This is a genomic window from Alteromonas stellipolaris (assembly GCF_001562115.1).
In the GTDB taxonomy this organism is placed as follows: domain Bacteria; phylum Pseudomonadota; class Gammaproteobacteria; order Enterobacterales; family Alteromonadaceae; genus Alteromonas; species Alteromonas stellipolaris.
Window position 1 is genome coordinate 3,707,206 of the sequence record NZ_CP013926.1, and the last position, 21,005, is coordinate 3,728,210.

The 21,005-nt window shown below is 43.6% G+C and carries 19 protein-coding genes; 13 read left to right on the top strand and 6 right to left on the bottom strand.

Going from position 1 to position 21,005, the window contains the following annotated elements; genetic code table 11:
- The first annotated feature begins 210 nt into the window (after nucleotides 1-210).
- Nucleotides 211-1,371: a putative manganese transporter gene (locus tag AVL57_RS15825; protein WP_063456791.1), complete on the top strand. Its 1,161-nt coding sequence runs from the start codon at nucleotides 211-213 to the stop codon at nucleotides 1,369-1,371.
- A gap of 64 nt (nucleotides 1,372-1,435) precedes the next feature.
- On the opposite strand, the gene AVL57_RS15830 is transcribed toward AVL57_RS15825, so the two are convergent.
- Nucleotides 1,436-2,161 (bottom strand): DUF6776 family protein, encoded by a 726-nt coding sequence (locus AVL57_RS15830; protein WP_057789720.1) that lies wholly within the window; start codon nucleotides 2,159-2,161, stop codon nucleotides 1,436-1,438.
- Nucleotides 2,162-2,277: 116 nt separating this feature from the next.
- Here AVL57_RS15830 and AVL57_RS15835 point away from each other — a divergent pair, with 116 nt between their 5' ends.
- From AVL57_RS15835 to AVL57_RS15845, 3 genes are all read left to right on the top strand, one after another.
- Nucleotides 2,278-3,954 (top strand): chloride channel protein, encoded by a 1,677-nt coding sequence (locus tag AVL57_RS15835; RefSeq protein WP_057789718.1) that lies wholly within the window; start codon nucleotides 2,278-2,280, stop codon nucleotides 3,952-3,954.
- A gap of 2 nt (nucleotides 3,955-3,956) precedes the next feature.
- Nucleotides 3,957-4,385 (top strand): protoporphyrinogen oxidase HemJ, encoded by a 429-nt coding sequence (hemJ, locus tag AVL57_RS15840; protein WP_057789716.1) that lies wholly within the window; start codon nucleotides 3,957-3,959, stop codon nucleotides 4,383-4,385.
- 68 nt (nucleotides 4,386-4,453) lie between these two features.
- Complete coding sequence (locus AVL57_RS15845; protein ID WP_057789713.1) at nucleotides 4,454-4,651, top strand: hypothetical protein; 198 nt, start codon at nucleotides 4,454-4,456, stop codon at nucleotides 4,649-4,651.
- Here the strand turns inward: AVL57_RS15845 and AVL57_RS15850 are convergent.
- On the bottom strand, nucleotides 4,648-5,325 hold the full coding sequence (locus AVL57_RS15850) for a UPF0149 family protein (protein WP_057789711.1): 678 nt from the start codon (nucleotides 5,323-5,325) through the stop codon (nucleotides 4,648-4,650). The two genes, AVL57_RS15845 and AVL57_RS15850, sit on opposite strands and share 4 nt — an antisense overlap.
- Nucleotides 5,326-5,543: 218 nt before the next feature.
- Here AVL57_RS15850 and AVL57_RS15855 point away from each other — a divergent pair, with 218 nt between their 5' ends.
- Nucleotides 5,544-6,800 (top strand): Nramp family divalent metal transporter, encoded by a 1,257-nt coding sequence (locus AVL57_RS15855; protein WP_057789709.1) that lies wholly within the window; start codon nucleotides 5,544-5,546, stop codon nucleotides 6,798-6,800.
- 127 nt (nucleotides 6,801-6,927) lie between these two features.
- On the opposite strand, the gene AVL57_RS15860 is transcribed toward AVL57_RS15855, so the two are convergent.
- From AVL57_RS15860 to typA, 3 genes are all read right to left on the bottom strand, one after another.
- Complete coding sequence (locus AVL57_RS15860) at nucleotides 6,928-8,073, bottom strand: MalY/PatB family protein (protein ID WP_057789707.1); 1,146 nt, start codon at nucleotides 8,071-8,073, stop codon at nucleotides 6,928-6,930.
- Between the two features lie 141 nt (nucleotides 8,074-8,214).
- A complete protein-coding gene (locus AVL57_RS15865; RefSeq protein WP_057789705.1) occupies nucleotides 8,215-8,607 on the bottom strand; it encodes a response regulator in 393 nt (130 codons plus the stop codon).
- A 209-nt stretch (nucleotides 8,608-8,816) separates the two neighbouring features.
- Nucleotides 8,817-10,646: a translational GTPase TypA gene (typA, locus tag AVL57_RS15875; protein ID WP_057789703.1), complete on the bottom strand. Its 1,830-nt coding sequence runs from the start codon at nucleotides 10,644-10,646 to the stop codon at nucleotides 8,817-8,819.
- 430 nt (nucleotides 10,647-11,076) lie between these two features.
- On the opposite strand from typA, the gene glnA reads away from it, so the two are divergent.
- The 4 genes from glnA to glnG all read left to right on the top strand — a co-directional run bounded on the left by glnA (nucleotide 11,077) and on the right by glnG (nucleotide 15,772).
- A complete protein-coding gene (gene glnA, locus AVL57_RS15880; protein WP_057789700.1) occupies nucleotides 11,077-12,486 on the top strand; it encodes a glutamate--ammonia ligase in 1,410 nt (469 codons plus the stop codon).
- Nucleotides 12,487-12,591: 105 nt separating this feature from the next.
- Nucleotides 12,592-13,161, top strand: a complete 570-nt coding sequence (locus AVL57_RS15885) for a hypothetical protein (RefSeq protein WP_057789698.1) — start codon at nucleotides 12,592-12,594, stop codon at nucleotides 13,159-13,161.
- A gap of 126 nt (nucleotides 13,162-13,287) precedes the next feature.
- Complete coding sequence (gene glnL, locus AVL57_RS15890; protein WP_057789696.1) at nucleotides 13,288-14,373, top strand: nitrogen regulation protein NR(II); 1,086 nt, start codon at nucleotides 13,288-13,290, stop codon at nucleotides 14,371-14,373.
- On the top strand, nucleotides 14,363-15,772 hold the full coding sequence (gene glnG, locus AVL57_RS15895) for a nitrogen regulation protein NR(I) (RefSeq protein ID WP_057789694.1): 1,410 nt from the start codon (nucleotides 14,363-14,365) through the stop codon (nucleotides 15,770-15,772). Before glnL ends, glnG begins: the two co-directional genes overlap by 11 nt.
- A 115-nt stretch (nucleotides 15,773-15,887) precedes the next feature.
- Here the strand turns inward: glnG and AVL57_RS15900 are convergent, their stop codons facing one another.
- Nucleotides 15,888-17,027 (bottom strand): HD domain-containing phosphohydrolase, encoded by a 1,140-nt coding sequence (locus tag AVL57_RS15900; RefSeq protein WP_057789692.1) that lies wholly within the window; start codon nucleotides 17,025-17,027, stop codon nucleotides 15,888-15,890.
- A 226-nt stretch (nucleotides 17,028-17,253) separates the two neighbouring features.
- On the opposite strand from AVL57_RS15900, the gene AVL57_RS15905 reads away from it, so the two are divergent.
- The 4 genes from AVL57_RS15905 to AVL57_RS15920 all read left to right on the top strand — a co-directional run bounded on the left by AVL57_RS15905 (nucleotide 17,254) and on the right by AVL57_RS15920 (nucleotide 20,951).
- Nucleotides 17,254-17,979, top strand: coding sequence for a 1-acylglycerol-3-phosphate O-acyltransferase (locus AVL57_RS15905; RefSeq protein ID WP_057789690.1), 726 nt, complete (start codon nucleotides 17,254-17,256; stop codon nucleotides 17,977-17,979).
- A 30-nt stretch (nucleotides 17,980-18,009) separates the two neighbouring features.
- Nucleotides 18,010-18,408: a ribonuclease E inhibitor RraB gene (gene rraB, locus AVL57_RS15910; RefSeq protein ID WP_057789688.1), complete on the top strand. Its 399-nt coding sequence runs from the start codon at nucleotides 18,010-18,012 to the stop codon at nucleotides 18,406-18,408.
- Between the two features lie 113 nt (nucleotides 18,409-18,521).
- Entirely contained in the window at nucleotides 18,522-19,361 is an 840-nt protein-coding gene (locus AVL57_RS15915; RefSeq protein WP_057789686.1) for a choice-of-anchor H family protein, read from the top strand.
- Nucleotides 19,362-19,544: 183 nt separating this feature from the next.
- A complete protein-coding gene (locus AVL57_RS15920) occupies nucleotides 19,545-20,951 on the top strand; it encodes a sensor domain-containing diguanylate cyclase (protein ID WP_057789684.1) in 1,407 nt (468 codons plus the stop codon).
- The last annotated feature ends 54 nt before the right edge of the window (nucleotides 20,952-21,005 follow it).

Genomic DNA, 21,005 nt, shown 5'->3' on the forward strand with positions numbered 1-21,005 from the left:
TGGCGTTTGCAGCATGATCTGATCACGCGAGAATTCGTAGGAATTAGTACAGGTCGCTAACGAAAAACGTTGTAAGTGTCCTCGGTAAAACTTGTATTTTTTACCATATCGGGTGGGTTAACCACATATTGCTATCATTTGGAATCGAGAGTGTCTTCCCTAACCTCAACTGAAAAAGTCAGTAAATTCAGCATTAGGCAAAAAACACTAATGTTAAACAAGCGCCTCTTCTTACCGGCGTTTGTTGTTGTGCTCCTTGTTTACTCATTCACTCAGGAAGCGACCATCGCGGTTCTGTCTGATGCCTATTTCCAAGTAGCGGCATTTGTTTACGCATCACTCTCTATTTACTACATTGCCACGTTAAAAGTATCCGCTGAAGCCATCGGCGACTTTATGCGCAAGCATCCATTTTATGAAGTAGGCTTAGCCTCTTTCCTTGGTGCCCTTCCCGGCTGCGGGGGCGCGATCATAGTCGTCACGCAATACACGCGAGGTGTCACAAGCTTCGGTGCGGTAGTTGCTGTACTAACAAGTACCATGGGTGACGCCGCGTTCTTATTATTGGCACAAGCGCCGCTTGACGGTTTAACGGTCATGGGTGTTGGAATGGTGGTGGGTACCCTAACCGGCGTTATTGTGAACCGTTTCCACAATTACCAACCACCGTCCTCGACCAATGCTCTTGCTAGTACAGGTGGCAACGAAGGACATAATACCGACGACAGTGAGCAAGCACAAAGTACGGCTTCTTCTTCTATTGATAAACTTTCAACATACTTTTGGCTGATTGTAGCGTTACCGTCACTTGCCATCGCACTGGCCTTGTCGTTTCAATCGCCAGTTCATGAATATTTAGGTATTACGGAACCAACGTTGCAACTTATGGGTGCTGTATTGTGCTTATCGGCAATTACACTGTGGTCGTTAAATGGTGGCAGTGACGGTTACGCCTCGCTTACCAAAGAAGATGCTATTACGCCTCCACCACGCTGGCAGAGTAAAGCCGCGTTAGACACCCAATTTGTATTAGCTTGGGTTGTCGTCGCTTTTTTATTGTTTGAATTATCGATACTGTGGTTTGGACTAGATATAGGTGCCACGCTGACATCGATGGGCGCAAGCGTTGTAGGCTTAGCAATTTTAGTTGGCTTTTTACCTGGGTGTGGCCCACAAATTTTAATTACCAGTCTGTATTTGAATGGTGCAGTGCCATTTTCAGCTCAGCTTGGTAATGCTATTAGTAACGACGGTGATGCATTGTTTCCAGCCATTGCCCTATCGCCAAAAGCGGCCATTCTAGCCACTGTTTATTCCGCTTTTCCTGCTATAGCAGTAGGTTACGGGTATTATTTTCTATTTGAGAGATAGCGATGCAAGTAACGCTAACCACTGCATAACACTGTCGGTTTACATTTAACGTATCGACGAGGTGCTACTGAGTATCTTCTAACATACTGCCACTATTCAATGCGTCTTCCCACTTAACCGTTTTAGCTAAGTCTCCGCGCTTTGCATTATATTGGTATACAGTAGTTTCTAGGGTAATTGATGTAGGCTGAAATCCATCGGGTAGCGTAAAGCTTGTATTAATGGCTTGAAAATATTTAAACCTGTACTCAATTTCTTGCTGAATAAACTCTGGCTCACCAATAGTAACCGTGTACTCCTTCCCTTCCCGCTCACCTACTAAGGTGACAGCAAGTTTGCCCTTAACTAACGCTTTGTTTTGTCGCTGCTGAAGCACGACAAAACGCATTTGAAATTGATTAGGCTCTGGCAGTGAGACAACCTCTACACCTTCAATGACAAAACCATCTTGGGTGGTTTCAGGTGCCATAATTCGCTGATAAAAAGCTAATTGCTGTTGAAGCTCAGCCTGCTCGACTTGAACGTTATTGAGTTGCTCAGTAATCGATTTTTTTTCAAGTTCTGTTAACTGTAATGCGACTTCCAGTTGATTAACCTGAGTCACATATTGATTATTTTCACTGACTAATATCGCAATGGTTTTATCTTGAGCGGCTACCTTCACGCTATCGCCCTCATCCACTATTCGCGCTAACTTGTAGCCAAACGCTATCATCACCAGTAACAAAGCAGCGACAAGCAATGACCACTTATAATCGCCTAGGAGTTGTTTCAATTTATCAGTTGTCATGAATAGTTTTGGTTCTTAATTTACTTGAGCCAGACACATTAAAATTCTTAACATTATGAATTTCAAGTGTTTGTGGTAAGCTGCTTATATCTACGATTTCTCTACTGTATCACAACATGCGTTTGCAGGCTTTACGACAAGAAGTGGCTCACCCGAGGACGTCTATACAACTTTGCCTCTTGGGTATTGTGGGCGGCGTAAGTGCTGCATCGCTGATCATCATGTTTCGTCTTTGCGTTGAATGGCTTCAAGCGTCAGGTTTTGGCGCACTGCGGGAGTGGTTCAATGATGAATGGCCGGTTTGGTTTCTCATGCCCTTACTTAGCGTGCTGTGTATTTTGCTTATTGCCTATATCACTGGTTTTAAGCACTATCGAATGGGTATTCCCTTTGTTATCCATCGAGTAAAATATTACTACGGCCATATTCCCTTTCGCACCACTATTAATCAGTTTTTCGGCGGTATGCTGGCCTTAGCCGGCGGCTTCGTGGTAGGTCGAGAAGGCCCTTGCGTTCATTTAGGTGCATCGGCCAGCAGCTTCTTAGGTCAATGGCTACGACTTCCCTATAACAGCATTCGTATTTTAGCGGGATGTGGTATTGCTGCGGGTATATCCGCCTCATTTAACACCCCGTTTGCGGCAGTTATCTTCGTTATGGAAGTGGTGCTGAGAGAATATAAAATTCATATATTTGTGCCCGTAATGCTTGCCGCCGCCTGTGGCTCGGTGCTAACCCGTATCGTATTTGGGCAAGTAAATGAACTGTCGTTTTTGTCTTTTACTGCGTTCAGTCAATGGATGTACCTATACCTCGTTTTATTAGGCGTATTACTCGGTATGCTCGCTACATTATTTAATAATCAACTTATGCGGGTAATGACCTGGTTTAGACCTGTCCCTATGGTGTGGCGTCTCATGCTGGCGGCGCTAATAACGGGAACCGTGGGTATGTTGTTGCCCGAGGCACTAGGGGCCAACTTTGTTGATGTTGAAACGCTGTTTGCCAGTAACCCAGAAACCCTTTTACTGTGTGCTATTTTAGTGAGCAAGGTCGTGCTGGCTGTATTTGCTATTGGGCTGGGTATTCCCGGCGGCATTATTGGGCCTGTCATGGTTATCGGCATGCTTGCTGGCGCTGTACTATTGGTGCCCTTGTCATATTTTATTGACGTGCCTGAATTTACTAACAGCTTTGCCTTATTAGGCATTGCTGGCATGCTTACCGCCGTGCTTCATGCGCCGTTAGCGGCCTTATCTGCGGTAATGGAGTTATCTTACAGCCCTGAAATTATCCTGCCCGCTATGCTAGTCATCGTGCCTGCTTATGTGACATCAACACAGTTTTTCGGCAACCGGTCTATTTTTATTCGCCAATTAGACTATCAAAACTTACCCTATGCTATCTCTTCCATTCGCGAAGCCCTTGAAAAAACCGGTGTACTAGCTGCATTAAGCAAAGACTATAAGCTTTTTCATGATGCGCCAGATAAAGCGCTAGAAGACTATTTATCGAAAAATCCGACAAAAATTGTAATTCAGCAGTCAAAATTTGAAATAGATGTACAGTATCGTCTGGTCCAATATAATGTGAGCTTAGAACATGATGCTAATGCACTCAGTTATCACGAGATGGAAGGCTTAAATGCCCAAAGCACTCTGCATGAAGTGTATGAACATCTTAAAAATACGCGTTCTGGCGCAGTCTATATTTACGATCAGGAACACAACGACATCATTGGCGTTATTACCTGGAATATTTTGCAAAGCTTTTTACAAAAGGCACAGTATTAACAATGTACATTTTATGGTTTAAAGCACTTCACATTTTCTTCATGCTTGCGTGGATGGCAGGTATTTTCTATCTTCCTCGGCTTTTTGTTTACCACGCTGAAGCCACATCGCAAGACGTGAAAGATCAGTTTAAAGTGATGGAGAGAAGGCTATGGTTTTTTGTCACCCCTTTCGCTTTTTTAACCTTAGCGTTTGGCGTCGCACTTATTGTAAGTTACGGCAGTACGTGGTTTAAAATGTCAGGTTGGCTGCACATTAAATTCATGCTTTTGCTTGCGCTTTATAGCTATCACTTCTATTTGTTTAAGCTAGTAAAACAATTCTCCCGTGATGAAAACCGTCACAGTGCCAAATTTTACCGCATTATTAATGAAGCTCCGGTACTGCTTATATTGGCTATTGTTTGTTTAGCAGTAGTAAAACCGCTATAAATTGAACAGGCCGTATTACCACGGACTGATGTTATGGAATAACCGTTAAATAATCTAAAGGAAACTACATGGATGATAGTAACCAGCATTTAAAAGACTTGTTGTCGCAAACTGATTTGGCGTTTAAAGCGCTGATGCGCCAACCTGGCTCTAGTGAGCTGAGTAACGCTTACGACAGCGCTAAGGCTGAGTTAGACGCCTATATGAAGTCGTTGCGAAATACCCTTTCTCAGCGCAAACACCTGCAACGCCAGAAAGCCCGTTAAGAGGTTTTCGTAAAGGTTTCAAATTGGTTAGGTAATGCTGCGCTCAGCTCTCCAGCCAGAGCAATATAATCTTGGATCATCGCAGGAAGCTGCTTCCACAATAAGGGTAAGTTTTCTTTTAGCTGTTGAGCTTGGCCGGGGTTACGATACTGCAACGCCAGTTCAACATTCGCTAGGGTAGTAAATAACTTCAAGCAACGAGACAGCCTTTTCTCTGGGGTATCTGAGGCATTGATATCTTCACGCAAGGCCTCTTTTGCACTTAGCTTTTCCCACGCCTGTTGCCAGACGTCTTCAAGTTGCTGGTGCACATAAAGTAACCCTTCAAGCCATTGGGCTACTTCAGCTGGTATTTCAGGCGCAGTATCAACCTCACCATCTGAATACTCACAGCGCGTGGGCATTAAGGGGCTGTCGTCTGTCATACACTGCAGGTGAGCCCTTAAGTTATTCATTAGTACATCCGCTAAAGCATCTACATCTTTGTCTACTAGGGCACTTGAAGAGCTTTGAATCAACCATGGCATCCACTGCTCTGGCATAGGAATTTCTGGTGATGCCGCAACGGCGAATATCATACCGTCGGCTTTGTAAGCGCTAGGTAGTACATGCGTTAATTTGCCCTTTTCAAACACAGGCAAAAGAATATCGATGGGACGCGCCGTTTCTGACATTAAAATTTCCTACTAGCCGTTGAAATGACCTATTTATAACCTGTACCCTTCGCGCCCGTTTACAATGTTGGATTAAAAACGTTGGCTAAAAACGTATTTTTTCAATTGTATCGAAAGCACAAGAACACTGTGAGCGAATAGCAATAGCGTTTGTTTGCGTAGTTGCGCAATAGCTAACCTATTGTCATGATAGCAAAACTAAACTAAGAGTGACTGCAATGGCAAAAGATAAATCAGGATATATTATCGCGGCAGCCTTCATTGGCCCAGGTACAGTAACAACGGCAAGTCTAGCAGGCGCTAACTTCGGTTTTCATTTGGTGTGGGCATTATTGTTTTCAATTTTTGCCACCATCGTATTACAAGATATGGCTGCTCGCTTAGGGGTGGCAACGGGCAAAGGCTTGGCATCAGCGATGAAAGACATGGTGTCTACACCATGGCTGAAAATGCTTTTTATTGCGTTAATTGTTAGCGCAATTGGTATTGGGAACGCCGCCTATGAATCAGGCAACCTTACCGGCGCCGCCATTGGTCTGGATGCGTTTTGGGAAATTGGCACAGGCACTTGGGCATTTATTCTTGGTGCGCTAGCTATCGCACTGCTTTGGACGGGTAGCTATTCGTGGATAGAAAGCGTACTGGTGTACCTCGTGTTTATTATGGCTGGGGTGTTTTTCGTTACCCTTGTTGTGGCTAAGCCTGATATATCATTAATGTTTAGCCAGTTACTGCAACCCCGTTTAGCCGCCGATTCTATTACTACCATACTTGCGTTAATAGGCACCACCATTGTGCCTTACAACTTATTTCTTCATGCAAGCCTTGTGGCGAAGTCTTCCCCAAACACGGACAAAACGACTTCGGAAAACCCAAATACGGAAAATCAAAGCACGATTAAAAAGAATTCTGATAAAAGCGATGCGATTAAAGCGTGCAGAAAACAATCGGCAACGGCTATTAGCATGGGCGGCTTAATTACCCTTGTGGTGATGGCGACGGCCATGATGGCCTTTTTCAATCAAGCCGCCACTATGGACGCCGGAAACATGGGCGAACAGTTAAAGCCAGTGTTAGGCGACAAAGCCCAGTGGTTCTTTGCACTAGGTTTATTTGCGGCAGGGCTAACCAGTGCCATCACCGCCCCGCTTGCCGCTGCATATGCGGTTTGTGGAGCACTGGGGCTTTCTGACGACATGAAAAGTAAAGGATTTCGCACGGTATGGCTGGCAATAATTGTGTGCGGAGTTGCCGTTGCTGCATTAGGGTTTAAACCTTTGCCGGCTATCTTATTTGCTCAGGCTACCAACGGCTTATTGCTGCCTATTATTGCTATCTTTTTGTTGGTAGTCATGAATAAAAGCAAAGCCCTCGGTGATTTCAAAAATACCCTATGGAGTAACATCGCAGGCGTTTTAGTGGTATCGGTTGTGGTGGGGTTAGGTCTTTATAAACTGACTAGCCTATTCATCTAATCCGCTAATTTTAGCCACTAAAAAGCCCGTTATGCGTTAAGCAAACGGGCTTTTTAATATGCTAGTGTTTAATTAATAGTTAGCGCGTAAATAGGGGCTAGCGTGTAATTAGTTGCTAACTGGCCGGCTACTTAGCTAAACGTTGTAGCACATCATTAAGCATCGACTGACTGCAGCCGAAGTTTATTCGGAAGTGATCAGCTTTATGAAAGTCTGCGCCAGGAGAAGGCCCTACGCCTTTCTCTTCTGCCCATGTTTGCACGTTTTCTACGCCTAAACCACTTGCGTCCACCCAGGCTAAAAAGGTAGCGTCAGGTTTCAACATTGATAACCCGTCGATACCGTTTATCGTTTCATACACGGCATCACGGTTCGCACGTAAATAGTCAATTTGAGCACTGTGCCAATCATCACACAACGTAAATGCGGCTTCGGTAGCGGCTAATCCCAGCACGGTAACCCAAGGCATAATGCCCGCGGCTGCGCTGGTAAATTGCTGCCTAAGTTTAGGATCTGGAATAATCGCAAAAGACGTGCCTAAACCAGCTACGTTAAAGGTTTTGCTAGCTGCCATTAAGGTAACGCTGTTGTCGGCTAAGTTAGCCTCACGTCCTGCCGGAATATGCTTAACGCCTGGCTCTAAAATTAAGTCACAGTGGATTTCATCTGAACATAAACGCACGTCATTCGCGTTACAGATATCAGCAACCCGATCAAGCTCTGCTTTAGTTAACACCGAACCAACTGGGTTCATCGGATTACAAAGAATGAATAGCTTACATTTGGGGTCGGCAGCATTGGCTTCTAATGCTTCAAAATCCAACGTATAACGCTTTCCTTCTGATACTGGGTCAATCACAGTGCCAATATCGATGCGCTCTAGTTCATTTAATTTTGGCGCCGCTAGCAATGGGGGGTAGTTAGGCGTTTGAATAAGCACCTTATCGCCAGGTTCACAATACGCTTTACAGGCAACGTTAAACGCTGGTACTACACCTGGTGTCCACACAATCCATTCTGATTTTACATCCCAATCATGTTTTTGTTTCAACCAGCGCTGAATTGCGCTTATAGCGCCTTGATGCTGACCAGGTAATACATAACCTAAGTTGCCGTGCTCTACTTGTGCTGAAATTGCATCCAAAATAGGCTGTGCGCAACGAAATTCAGTGTCTGCAACCCAAGCAGGAATAATGTCCTTACCTTTGTATTTCTGCCACTTAAACGAATAGGTATCTTTACGAGGTGGGGTTTGGTCAAAATTAAACGTCACACTTTCATCCTGTTGCCATTACATTATGAGCACCAGTGTAATAATTCGTAAGCATATAAACTAGCGCTGCTTAGATCATTTAGGACTTTTTTATTTGTTTGCTAACACCATTGCATACTTTTGCTGACGAGTAGCTCGTTACTAACTAACGCGACTTTTTGTTTTTGCTAGCACTACGGATTTCGCCTTTGCGGCCAAGGCGTCCATTTCTAGGGGTTTCGCTAAAAATCCAGATACACCTAATTTGCGTGCTTCCATAACGAGTTCTTTATTAGGATCGCCAGTGATAAGTAAAAAAGGAACGGATAAATTCGCCGACCGGCATGCTTTTAATAAGCTTATGCCATCATACTCTTTCATGACTTGGTCGCTAATAATAAGTTGTAGTGTGTCTGGCGTTTGTTGAAGTAAAAATTCACGAGCAATTTTACTTCGGCTAAATGGGTAAACCGTAGCCGACAAGCGGGTTTCTAATGCATCGGTAATAAGATCGAGCGTGATAACATCGTCTTCAATAACTGCTACAGAGAACACGGGCTTAGCCTTTTTAGTTTCATTAACTTGATGATAGAGGCCAAACTCGATGTTGCCAACTCATCTTTCGTCGAAATTTCAGCAAAATGCTTTAGCAAAAAGCGCCAGCAAAAATACGTTGGCAAAAAAAACGCCGGCTTTAGGGCCGGCGTTTCTTGAATCATCTTTACTGCTTTTAATTACCTACAAGGCTATCAAAGCAAAAGTGATTACTTTTTCTCGCGTGAAGAACGCTTACGTTCGTTTTCAGTAAGAAGTTTCTTACGAATACGAATAGACACAGGCGTTACTTCTACTAGTTCGTCTTCATCGATGAACTCAAGCGCTTGCTCAAGAGACATCTTGATAGGCGGAACCAAAGTTTGCGCTTCATCAGTACCAGATGCACGAACGTTCGTTAACTGCTTACCTTTAAGGGCGTTAACGGTAAGGTCATTGTCGCGGCTGTGAATACCGATAACCATACCTTCGTAAACTTCTACACCGTGACCGATAAACAAACGACCACGCTCTTGAAGGTTAAACAAGGCGTTAGTTAGGGCTTTACCGTTAGCGTTGGCAATAAGAACACCGTTTTTACGCTTACCTATAACACCGCCTTTGTACGGACCATAATGATCGAATGTATGGTAAAGCAAACCAGAACCAGACGTCATCGTCATGAATTCAGTTTGGAAACCAATCAAACCACGGCTAGGAATAACGAAGTCGATACGTACACGGCCTTTACCATCTGGTGACATGTTGGTCATTTCAGCTTTACGCAGACCAAGTTGTTCCATGATAGAGCCCTGATGCGCTTCTTCACAGTCTACCGTAAGTGTTTCAAACGGTTCTTGTGTTTCGCCATTCTCTTCTTTAAGAATAACTTCTGGACGTGATACTGCTAGCTCGTAGCCTTCACGACGCATGTTTTCAATCAAGATACCCAAGTGAAGCTCACCACGACCTGATACGCGGAATTTATCCGGATCTGGCGTTTCTTCAACACGTAGTGCAACGTTATGTACTAGTTCGTCGTTCAAACGTTCTAGAATGTTACGTGAAGTAACGTATTTACCTTCTTTACCAGAAAACGGTGAAGTGTTTACTTGGAAAGTCATGGTTACTGTTGGTTCATCAACAGATAACGGAGTCATTGCTTCTACTTGGTTAACATCACAAATAGTGTCAGAAATTTTAAGCGAACCTAAACCTGTGATTGCGATGATATCGCCTGCGCTTGCACCTTCAACTTCGTGACGTGCTAGACCAAGATAACCATATACTAGACCAACTTTACCGTTACGCTTTTCGCCTTCAGCAGTAACAACAGTTACTTGTTGGTTTGGCTTAACAGTACCGCGCTTAATACGACCAACACCAATTACACCTACATATGAGTTGTAATCAAGTTGAGAAATCTGCATTTGGAATGCACCAGAAGCATCAGCGTCTGGAGGAGATACTTGGTCAACAATAGTTTGGAACAAAGCATTCATGTCATCTTCAGGTTTGTCGGCATCTAATGAAGCCCAACCGTTCAATGCTGAAGCATAAACTACTTGGAAATCTAACTGGTCGTCAGTTGCACCAAGGTTGTCGAACAAATCGAATACTTGATCCATAACCCAATCAGGACGTGCACCTGGCTTGTCAATTTTGTTGATAACAACAATTGGCTTCAAGCCTTGAGCAAATGCTTTTTGTGTTACGAAACGCGTTTGAGGCATAGGGCCTTCTTGCGCATCAACTAGAAGCAACACTGAATCAGCCATTGACATTACACGCTCTACTTCACCACCGAAATCGGCGTGTCCTGGAGTATCTACGATGTTGATACGGTAGTCGTTCCAGTTAATAGCAGTGTTTTTCGCTAAGATTGTGATGCCGCGTTCTTTCTCGATGTCATTCGAGTCCATCACGCGCTCTTCTTGCTCTCCGCGAGTTTCAAGAGTGCCTGACTGTTGTAACAGTTTATCAACCAAAGTTGTTTTACCGTGGTCAACGTGAGCAATAATAGCAATGTTACGTAATTTATTAATATCAGTGGTAGTCATCTAGGGAGCCTGTGTAAATCATTACATGTTTTTAAGCATGCATAAGATTTGTTGCAAAAAATGCAGATAGAAAAATTTGCGCGGATTGTACAGAAAAACCACGGTGTTTGCGCACTTTTTTTTATACGGACGCATGTTTTTCATTATTATAGTCTCTGATTAACGAATTTATTACTTTTGCGCCCTGTTTTCGGTGGTAAGTGAAGACGAGTTACTCTAGGCTAGCTAAAGCTACCCAAACTTAATTTGCACCAAAATAGAGCGACCAAGCACCATTTGCGTGCAGCACCATTGATCATTCAGTTATCCTCTTGCTGCTAAGCCAGCAAAATTGGAACCACGATAGATGGCATGAAAATCGCTTTTAGTTTTTCCACTGTTGGGATGAAGCTGATCATTCCGCATTTTTACATTAAACCTGGAGGACACGATGTCAGTAGAAAAGGCATTAGAGCTGATTAAAGAAAGTGAAGCGAAATTTGTTGATTTGCGTTTTACTGATACTAAAGGCAAGGAACAACACGTATCGATTCCTGCTGCTACGGTAGACGAAGAGACATTTGAAGAAGGTAAAATGTTCGATGGCTCTTCAATTGCTGGCTGGAAAGGCATTAACGAATCAGACATGGTTCTTATGCCAGACCCTACGAGTGCGGTAATCGACCCATTCGCAGAAGAAACACAAGTTAACATTCGTTGTGACATCTTAGAGCCTTCAACAATGGAAGGTTACGAGCGCGATCCACGCTCTGTTGCGCGTCGTGCAGAAGAATACCTAAAATCTACCGGCATTGGCGACACTGTTTTCTTCGGTCCAGAGCCAGAATTTTTCTTATTCGACGATGTGAAATTCCACACCGATATGGCCGGTTCTTTCTATAAGATTGATGCTGCTGAAGCGAAATGGAACTCAGGCGCTGATTTTGAAGGCGGAAACATGGGTCACCGTCCTGGTGTTAAAGGCGGTTACTTCCCAGTTCCTCCAGTAGATTCAGCACACGACATTCGTGCTGCAATGTGTTTAGTTATGGAAGAAATGGGCTTAGTTATTGAAGCGCATCACCATGAAGTTGCTACAGCTGGTCAAAACGAAATCGCGTGCGAATTCAACACACTAGTAACGAAAGCAGATGAAATCCAAGTATACAAGTATGTAGTTCACAACGTAGCACACGCTTACGGTCAAACGGCTACGTTCATGCCTAAGCCTCTTGTAGGTGATAACGGTTCTGGTATGCACTGCCACCAATCAATCGCAAAAGATGGCGTAAACATCTTTGCAGGTGATAAGTATGCGGGTCTGTCTGAAGAAGCACTTTTCTACATTGGCGGTATTATTAAACACGCTCGTGCAATTAACGCTTTTGCAAACGCATCAACAAACTCTTACAAGCGTTTGGTTCCAGGGTTTGAAGCACCAGTAATGCTTGCATACTCTGCACGTAACCGTTCTGCATCTATCCGTATTCCATACGTAACTAGCGATAAAGCGCGTCGTATCGAAGTACGTTTCCCTGACCCAACAGCTAACCCATACCTTGCTTTCTCAGCAATGCTTATGGCTGGCCTTGACGGTATTAAGAACAAGATCCATCCTGGCGACTCTATGGATAAAGACTTGTACGACCTACCACCAGAAGAAGCAGCAGAAATTCCAACAGTTGCTAGCTCGCTAGAAATGGCACTAGAAGCATTGGATAACGACCGTGAATTCCTTAAAGCGGGTGGCGTTATGACTGACGACATGATTGATGCATACATCGATCTTAAGTCTGAAGAAGTGACTACGCTTGCTATGACAACTCACCCAGTTGAGTTCGATATGTACTACAGCGTTTAATTAACGTTTAAGTGCGTAAATATACAAAAGCCCGCTTATGCGGGCTTTTTTTTATGCTAAAGCTTTTCTACTATATAAGTAAGAAAAGATGAGCAGGTCTATCTATTGAAAATTTATCCTTATATTGCGTTACTTACCGCGATTGCGTTAACCCCTTATGAAAGCCATGGGCAAAGCACATCAAAGGATTCTAATCCATCTAACAGCACAAGCGCTCCTGTATACAAAGTAAAGCAGGCCGATGGTACTGTGCTTTATACCGACACCCCTTCACCAGAAAGTGATACCGTTGAGTTTGATACGAAAACACAGAATGTAGTGTCCAGCCCCTCAACGCCAAAATCCACACTGGCTCAAACGGCTACTTCGAAGACAAAAACCTATAAAGTTGTTATTGCCTCTCCAGCCCCTAACGCCACCCTTCGAAACAATGCCGGAAACTTCACCATACGTGCGAACCAACCGACTTCAGTAAAGGCGCCGCGCTATCAATTAATCTTCGATGGCGCCCTATTGCAGAGCAATACAACAGGCGTATTTACCTTAAATGACATAAATCGGGGCGAACATCAGTATAAGGTTGAGCTGACAGACAATAAGGGCAAGACTCTTGCATCTTCTGCACTACAAACGCTGTTTCTGCATCAAGCATCAGCGTTAATAAATAGCAACTAACGTTCGAAAGTAGCGCAAAGCCCGCACCATAGCGGGGAACAGAAAAAAAGTAACACCAAATCTGTGCCTACGATTTTTGCCGATACGTTACAATGCACCCATATAGTGCAAAGGAGATAAGCTCGGATGCAATCAACCGAGTTAGACACGCAACAATTTTTGAATAGCCTGAATACTGCGCTTGTGATGGTGGACGATAGATTAAATATCGTTTACGCCAACCACGCGGGAGAAGCGCTATTCGAAACAGGCAGAAAGCAATTATGCGGCCATCGTTTAGATGACTTTTTCCTGCCTGGAAATATCGACACTACGCGCTTGCGCGCAGCGCTAAGACATGGGGAGGATTTTACTGAAAACGAAATTCGCCTGTGTTTCAGAGACAACCGCAATGTCATGGTTGATTTAACCGTAACGAACTTGCAGTTAGAAGAAGGGGCTCGGCTACTATTTGAAGTAAAAAAAATAGATCAGCAAAAAAGAATATCCCGAGAAAATTTACAGAACGCACAACATTATGCAGCGCGAGAACTGGTTCGTGGTTTAGCCCATGAAATCAAGAACCCGCTGGGTGGCATTCGCGGAGCTGCACAACTACTCGAAAAAGAGTTAAGCGAAGAGCATAAAGAATTTACTCAGATGATTATTGAGCAGTCTGATCGACTGAGAAATTTAGTCGACCGCTTACTTGGGCCAAATTCTCTTCCTAGGCTCAATTGGAACAATGTGCATCAAGCATTGGAGCAAGTGAGAAATTTGATGCGGGTTGACTCAGAAACCCCCATAACCATCATTCGTGATTACGACCCCAGTATTCCGCCACTGATGATTGACGCCGATATGATTCAACAAGCCGTGTTAAATATAGTCAGAAATAGCATTCAGGCGCTAACTGAAAGTGAAACGCCTAATCCTCAAATTCGTTTGGTGACACGCATTGAACGTCAAATGACAATTCAGGGAAATCGCCATGCGTTAATCGCCAAAATTAAAGTGATAGATAATGGCCCGGGTATCCCTTCAGACATAAAAGACACGCTTTTTTACCCTATGGTGAGTAGTAAGCAAAATGGCTCCGGCTTAGGGTTATCGATATCGCAAACATTGATAAACCATCATGGCGGAAAAATAGATGTAGAAAGCCACCCTGGGCACACCGAATTTGTAATTTATATTCCGATAGACCGCAAGGAGACAGGCAATGACGAATGAGTCAGTATGGATTGTCGATGACGATAGTTCTATTCGTTGGGTGCTTCAAAAGGCCTTACAAACAGCAAGCATTGGATGCTTGTGTTTTGAAAACCCGCAAGATTTACTCCTTCAATTACAAAGCGGTCAAGCGCCAGAAGTGATTATCTCTGATATTAAAATGCCGCAGATGGACGGTATGACACTGCTTAATGAAGTGCATGCAACCCACCCCATGATGCCTGTAATCATAATGACTGCGCATTCTGATTTAGACAGTGCGGTAAACGCCTATCAAAAAGGGGCATTTGAATATTTACCCAAACCCTTCGATATAGATGAAGCGGTCACGCTTACTCAACGTGCGCTGGCTCATGCAAGGGAACAGTCAAAAACTCAGCAAGCACCGCAAGATGATCCGGAAACCGAAATTATTGGTGAAGCCCCTGCCATGCAGGAAGTGTTTCGAGCCATAGGAAGATTATCTCGTTCATCAATTAGTGTATTGATTAATGGCCAGTCTGGTACTGGTAAAGAGCTTGTTGCCCACGCTTTGCATCGCCATAGCCCTCGCTCTAGTAAGCCTTTCATCGCACTTAATATGGCTGCTATTCCAGCCGACTTGGTGGAGTCTGAGCTATTTGGCCATGAAAAAGGCGCGTTTACCGGTGCACAAAATGCGCGTCAGGGCCGCTTTGAGCAAGCTGATGGCGGCACCCTTTTTCTTGATGAAATAGGCGATATGCCGTTAGACGTTCAAACCCGCTTATTACGGGTATTGGCCGACGGACAGTTTTACCGAGTGGGTGGCCACCAATCGGTGGCTGTAGATGTACGTATTATTGCCGCAACCCACCAAAACTTAGAAAAGCGGGTGGCCGATGGCAAGTTCCGCGAAGATTTATTTCACCGTTTAAATGTTATCCGTGTACATCTGCCTTCCCTATCTGAACGCCGTGAAGATATTCATTTATTAGCGCGCCATTTCTTACGCCGAGCAGCGAAAGAGTTAGATGTAGAAGCAAAAAGTTTAAGTAAAGATGCTGAAAAGTTGATGGCTCAGCTTCCTTGGCCAGGTAACGTGAGGCAACTCGAAAACGTATGTCGATGGCTAACCGTAATGGCCAGTGGACAAGAAGTGTTACCCAGTGACTTACCACCAGAAATCCACTCTGACAGCAGCATAGAAAAGCCCGCCGCAGAAGCTGGAGATTGGCCAGATTTACTAGCCCGTTGGACCGACAAACAACTTCGTGATGGCAGATATAATATTCTGAATGACGCCATGCTTACGTTTGAAAAAATTATGTTGGAACGTGCCCTCCAGCATACTCACGGCCATAAGCAAGATGCCGCTAAGCGTTTAGGTTGGGGGCGTAATACCCTTACACGCAAATTAAAAGAGCTAGGTATTACATAGTTTTTACTCGGTTCTAAGACCTACAAATACACAAAAGCCCGCATTATTTTTTCTGAAATAGCGGGCTTTTTAATGCGCATTACAAACAAGAAGCATGCTTGTTACAAGTCGGAGACTAACCGCCTTTTTTCAACAAACTTGTCATCGCTTGGTTGAACAACCTCACCCACTGCATGCTAAATTGGCCTTTAGCACTGCGGTTGATTTCAATAACTGCTTCTTTCTTGGATAGTTGCTTTTCATCATTATGAGCCCGAGGGTGTGTCATCGCATCATAAGTATCGACAATGGCGAGTAACTTAGCCCCATCACAAATATCTTCTTCTTTAAGGCCTAATGGATAACCGGTACCATCAGTACGTTCATGGTGCTGCATCACTATTTTACGAGCCAAATCCCATTGGTCTAAGTGTTCGAGCAAACGAGAGCTTTTATAAACATGGGAACGCATTAAGTTAAATTCTATATCAGTCAACGCTTCACTCTTATGCAAAAGCTTTAATGGCATAAATGCCATACCGAAATCATGTACATAACTGGCTACGGCCAGCTGAGATTCATCAATTGGCTTACCCGCAGTACTATTAATATACAATGCTAACTTAGCAACTCTATCCCCTCTGCCTACCCAGAAATTCGAACGCTTCTCAATGGTTTGCATAAGATCACGAAAGAAAAGCACATCCAGCTTCTTTTCATTACTCATGTCTTTGGGTATACCAGAGGTTGCCAATGTAGGCGGTTTTATTTGGATATTTTCAGGGTTGCTGTCGTCGGTAATTACATCTAACGCGGGATTGAGTAACAAAACCGCCTCTGTAAGCCGCTTCTCATGTTCATCGCCATTATCCGGCGTAATTCGACTTATCGCCATGACCAGCTGTTGGTGCAAAGTATCGTCATATTCGGCTTTTCCTTCAGCCATAACAGCTTCTACAAATGCCTTAACCCTATCCATGGTAAGCAACACCAAGTCACTCATGGTGCTGGTATATGACACCTGCCCTTTACGCAAGTAATCGAGTAAATCTTCTACATGCTGAAGTAAGGGTATCATGGGTGAGAAATTCACTAACCCAAGGTCGCCTTTAATAGTATGGATTGATCGGAACAACGCGCGTTGCAGTTCATTGTCTTCTGGACGAAGCTCTAATTCGATTAATGTCTGCTCACTCGATTCGTAAAGCTCATTAATTTCTTCCATTAAGTCACAAAGAATATCTTCTTCGAGGTCGTCAGGTACAAATGTCTGCATTATAGATACCGGGTTGATGAGGTTACGCTTTCTCTTATTGTAAGATGCTATCGACCAAGTTACCTCATACTAAAGTTAAGTATTTTAGATTAACTTGCCTAATTTGAACGTATTTCTAGCTATACCATGGCAACAGAACCGCTAAAGCATCTATAATAACTCATCGGACAAGTGTACGCTGAAACTTACTCTATACTTCGCGCGTCATTTATATTCAGGAGCCACTTTGATTGCTTTACTACGCGTTCCCGCGCTTTTACTCACCTTTCTGCTAGTTAATATAGCCCTATTTGCAGTATGCATTTTTCGTCCTTTTCATAAAGATAACGTACATACGGCAGGCAAACTTTATTCATTAATGTCTTATGTGATGGGTTTAAAGGTGATTGTTCGAAAAGATTCAGCTGTAGATATAAAAGAGCCCTACGTATTTATTGCGAATCATCAAAATAATTACGACCTGATGACTATTTGTAAAGCCGCGTTACCGGGCGTTGTTACTATTGGAAAGAAAAGCCTTAAGTGGATCCCCATTTTCGGTCAAATTTATTGGCTATCAGGCAATATTCTCATCGATCGTAAAAATTCAGGCAAAGCTAGAAATACCTTAGATATAGCAGCCAACCGCATTGCCAAAAAGCGTACCTCAGTATGGTTCTTCCCTGAAGGAACAAGAAGCTATGGACGGGGCTTACTGCCTTTCAAACAAGGCGCATTTAGGCTGGCGAAAACCACTAATGAACCCATTGTTATGGTGACTGCCAGTAATCTACACAATAAAGTAAAGTGGAACCGATGGGACAATGGTGTAGTACTTATCGATATTAGTGCACCTGAAGCCCTTACCGACGACAAGCCACTTAAAGCCTGGATGCAGTATTTCAACGACCAGATGAAAAACAAGATAACTGAGTTGAATGCTGAAGTCGCTGAAATGGAAAAAAGCAGGTAAACTTGCGAAAAATGATTGAGGTTTTGCTTTATGAGTCAGTTTGATGAAAGAGAAGAATGGTATTCCTTCAACGAGGAAACCATAGAAGCGCTATTAGAAGACGGTAGTCAGGCCGATGCGGAATACACCATTGAGCATCACTTTGCGAGTAACGACTTCGACAAGCTAGAAAAAGCCGCTGTTGATACATTCAAAGCCGGTTTTGAAGTGACGGACGCAGAAGAGTTAATGCTTGATGATGGCGGCACAATTTTTTGTTTCGATGCTATCGTTGAGCGAGAGTTAAACCTTGAAAAACTCAATGCTGATTCCGATGCTTTACTTAAAATTGCTGACAAACAAGACGTTCAGTACGACGGCTGGGGAACGTATTTCATGCCCCGCGGCGATGACGAAGATGAGTACGAAGACGATTACCTAGAAGACTAAACCTCGCAGTCTACTCCCTTTACTCAACACTACATTAAGGGTGGCTTCAGTTTTTGTTCATCTTATTTAATCAACAATGGCACCTGTCATTTTGATTAGAAAGGATGTTAACAATGAAATCACCCATTCAACCCCTAGCGAAGCTCTGCCTACTAGCCCTATTACCTTGCTCGTTGATTAACACTTCATACGCGGAACAAACGCTATCAAGTGACCCGGTGTCTGTTGAATCAACAGAATATCGCTACGGCGCTATTTACTCCCCTACTGAAGCATCTACTCAGGCCGCAATTGATGCAACAGCCAAGACTGCCACTACCAGCGCTATTAATGATACTAAAAACAATAACGTTACAAAAGCTGACACGTTGGGGGTTGCTTCGCTGGCTGAGAAAAAAGCGAAACGTGAAAGTCTTTTTAGCAGCACCAGTAAATCCTATGCCGAAGCACAATCAACCGTACTATTGTCCGATTACTGGATTTATGACAGTTGGGTGTCTTTAGATACTGATATTGACTATGACGGATATTATTCTGAATTTACCGTTGAGTTCGATGCGGATACCGCTTACGACAGTGCTCTTGTATATGGGGTTATTTACTTAGGTAGAAACGACCGGTACGAAGCCATCCATGTCACCTCTGAATTTGTGCTGTATGGCGAAGATTCCTCAGATGCATTTGTGGTAGAAAGCCGGCTGCTTTCAGGTTTCCCCGCGGCAGATTATGATGTGCTCATCGAACTATATGATGCCTATTCGGAGCAACTGGTCGCTTTTTCTGACGGCTATGATGATGCCGACCTTGCTTACTTAAGTTTAGAAAGCGACAACCACGAGTATATCTACGAAGATACTGTCATAGTGGTAGAAGAGCACGGCGGTAGCACGACTATCTTCAGTTTACTATTCATCGCCTTTACCCTAGTGGTGCGTAGAGTAATTCGACACTAACACCTTACGTTTTACTAAAAAGACTTCCATTGAAACGCTGCGTTTTATCCGTTTATTACTATACTAAAGTCGTAGAACGAAAAATAAGCATTATGCAATAAGGTCTGCCCGCATAATGACTTACGAAAGTGGCTACTGTTTGGTAGCCACATCGATATGTTAAGTCTAGATGGTATACGTGCGATGAAAATTGAAAATGTAAACCTGATCAACCTTTTGGAACATGCGCACATTGGCGTAGTAATACATTCTTGGGATTCGCAGATTGTCTACGTGAACCCCGCAGCTATGAAACTTTTTAAAACGTCACTTGAACGTTTACAAAGCCGACATCTGCTAGAAGATGGATGGGAGCTGGTAGACAGGCAAAATCGCCGCCTTCACCCCGACGAATATCCGGTAAACAAAGTGACATCGCTAAATGTCTCAATTACTGATGAAGTAATAGGGTTAGTTGACGAAACAAGCGCAGAGGTGTGCTGGTTGAGTGTTAGTGCTTACCCTGAAAATAGCAATGGCGCTGGTTTTGTGGTGGTTTACTTTACCGAAATCACCGAAAAAATTGCAGCATTCTCATTCCTTGATATTGTGCAAAGTGCACAAGATATGATTATTGTCACCGAAGCCAAAGCCATTGATGGTCCTTTGTCTCCTAAAATCATTTACGTCAACGATGCGATTTGTAAATTGACAGGTTATTCCCGAGAAGAACTCATTGGAGAAACGCCTCGCATTTTTCAAGGCACGCTGACAGACAAGGAGGCGACAACCCGTATTCACTGTGCTCTTGCAGAGAATAAATCCATAACCGAAACACTTCTTAATTATACTAAAAGCGGTACGCCTTATTGGGTTGAAATGAGTATATTCCCACTGAAAAACCAGCTGGGAGAAGTTACGCACTTTGCTTCGGTCGAGCGAGATGTAAGTGCCGTCAAGTTTCACGCCGAGCAATTGAATAGCCGTAATTTTGAGCTAAAAAGCATCCGGGAAAATTTAGAAGACTTGGTAAGTCAACGCACTAGAGAGCTTCGTAACGTTAACGTAAAGCTTGAAAAACTAGCTTATTTCGATCCGCTTACAGACATTCCGAATAGGCGCGCCTTCGAAGAAACATTAGATAAGTCTACGCATTATGCTCACCGTCACGGCCATTCTCTATTAATCGGCATTGCTGATGTTGACCATTTCAAAAAGCTTAATGATACCTTCGGGCATGCGTTTGGTGATGATGTACTAGTCGCTGTTGCGAAGTCGATGAAACAATTTTTTCGCCAAGAAGATGGCATAGGTCGTGTTGGCGGAGAAGAGTTTGCTTTTTGTATGGTATTGCCCGGCTCCCACGACCCCAAAGATATTCTTGAGCGACTCAGAAAGCGGGTTGAGCTAATTTCAAGCTCGCTTCCTGCATTAAGGGGTTATGAAGTAACTATTAGCATTGGCGCTTATTATGTAAGCGAGGTAAAACCCAACGAAACAAAAGAAATGGTAAGCATGGCTGATGAAGCACTGTACCGCGCTAAACGAGAAGGGAGAAATCGGGTTAGCTTGGTGCGACAAGATAAAACGGAATTCAATTCAGTCAGTTAGTAGCATAACCTGAACGATCAGAATCCGTTAATTTTTATCGTTCTTTTGTCTAAA

What these genes read in the sequence shown, in the direction of transcription:
- AVL57_RS15900 (WP_057789692.1), bottom strand. Translation starts at nt 17,027, where the DNA reads ATGCAGACATTTGTACCTGACGACCTCGAAGAAGATATTCTTTGTGAC.
- AVL57_RS15915 (WP_057789686.1), top strand. Translation starts at nt 18,522, where the DNA reads ATGAAATCACCCATTCAACCCCTAGCGAAGCTCTGCCTACTAGCCCTA.
- AVL57_RS15920 (WP_057789684.1), top strand. Translation starts at nt 19,545, where the DNA reads ATGAAAATTGAAAATGTAAACCTGATCAACCTTTTGGAACATGCGCAC.
- AVL57_RS15835 (WP_057789718.1), top strand. Translation starts at nt 2,278, where the DNA reads ATGCGTTTGCAGGCTTTACGACAAGAAGTGGCTCACCCGAGGACGTCT.
- typA (WP_057789703.1), bottom strand. Translation starts at nt 10,646, where the DNA reads ATGACTACCACTGATATTAATAAATTACGTAACATTGCTATTATTGCT.
- AVL57_RS15850 (WP_057789711.1), bottom strand. Translation starts at nt 5,325, where the DNA reads ATGTCAGAAACGGCGCGTCCCATCGATATTCTTTTGCCTGTGTTTGAA.
- hemJ (WP_057789716.1), top strand. Translation starts at nt 3,957, where the DNA reads ATGTACATTTTATGGTTTAAAGCACTTCACATTTTCTTCATGCTTGCG.
- glnA (WP_057789700.1), top strand. Translation starts at nt 11,077, where the DNA reads ATGTCAGTAGAAAAGGCATTAGAGCTGATTAAAGAAAGTGAAGCGAAA.
- AVL57_RS15845 (WP_057789713.1), top strand. Translation starts at nt 4,454, where the DNA reads ATGGATGATAGTAACCAGCATTTAAAAGACTTGTTGTCGCAAACTGAT.
- AVL57_RS15855 (WP_057789709.1), top strand. Translation starts at nt 5,544, where the DNA reads ATGGCAAAAGATAAATCAGGATATATTATCGCGGCAGCCTTCATTGGC.
- AVL57_RS15825 (WP_063456791.1), top strand. Translation starts at nt 211, where the DNA reads ATGTTAAACAAGCGCCTCTTCTTACCGGCGTTTGTTGTTGTGCTCCTT.
- rraB (WP_057789688.1), top strand. Translation starts at nt 18,010, where the DNA reads ATGAGTCAGTTTGATGAAAGAGAAGAATGGTATTCCTTCAACGAGGAA.
- AVL57_RS15830 (WP_057789720.1), bottom strand. Translation starts at nt 2,161, where the DNA reads ATGACAACTGATAAATTGAAACAACTCCTAGGCGATTATAAGTGGTCA.
- glnG (WP_057789694.1), top strand. Translation starts at nt 14,363, where the DNA reads ATGACGAATGAGTCAGTATGGATTGTCGATGACGATAGTTCTATTCGT.
- glnL (WP_057789696.1), top strand. Translation starts at nt 13,288, where the DNA reads ATGCAATCAACCGAGTTAGACACGCAACAATTTTTGAATAGCCTGAAT.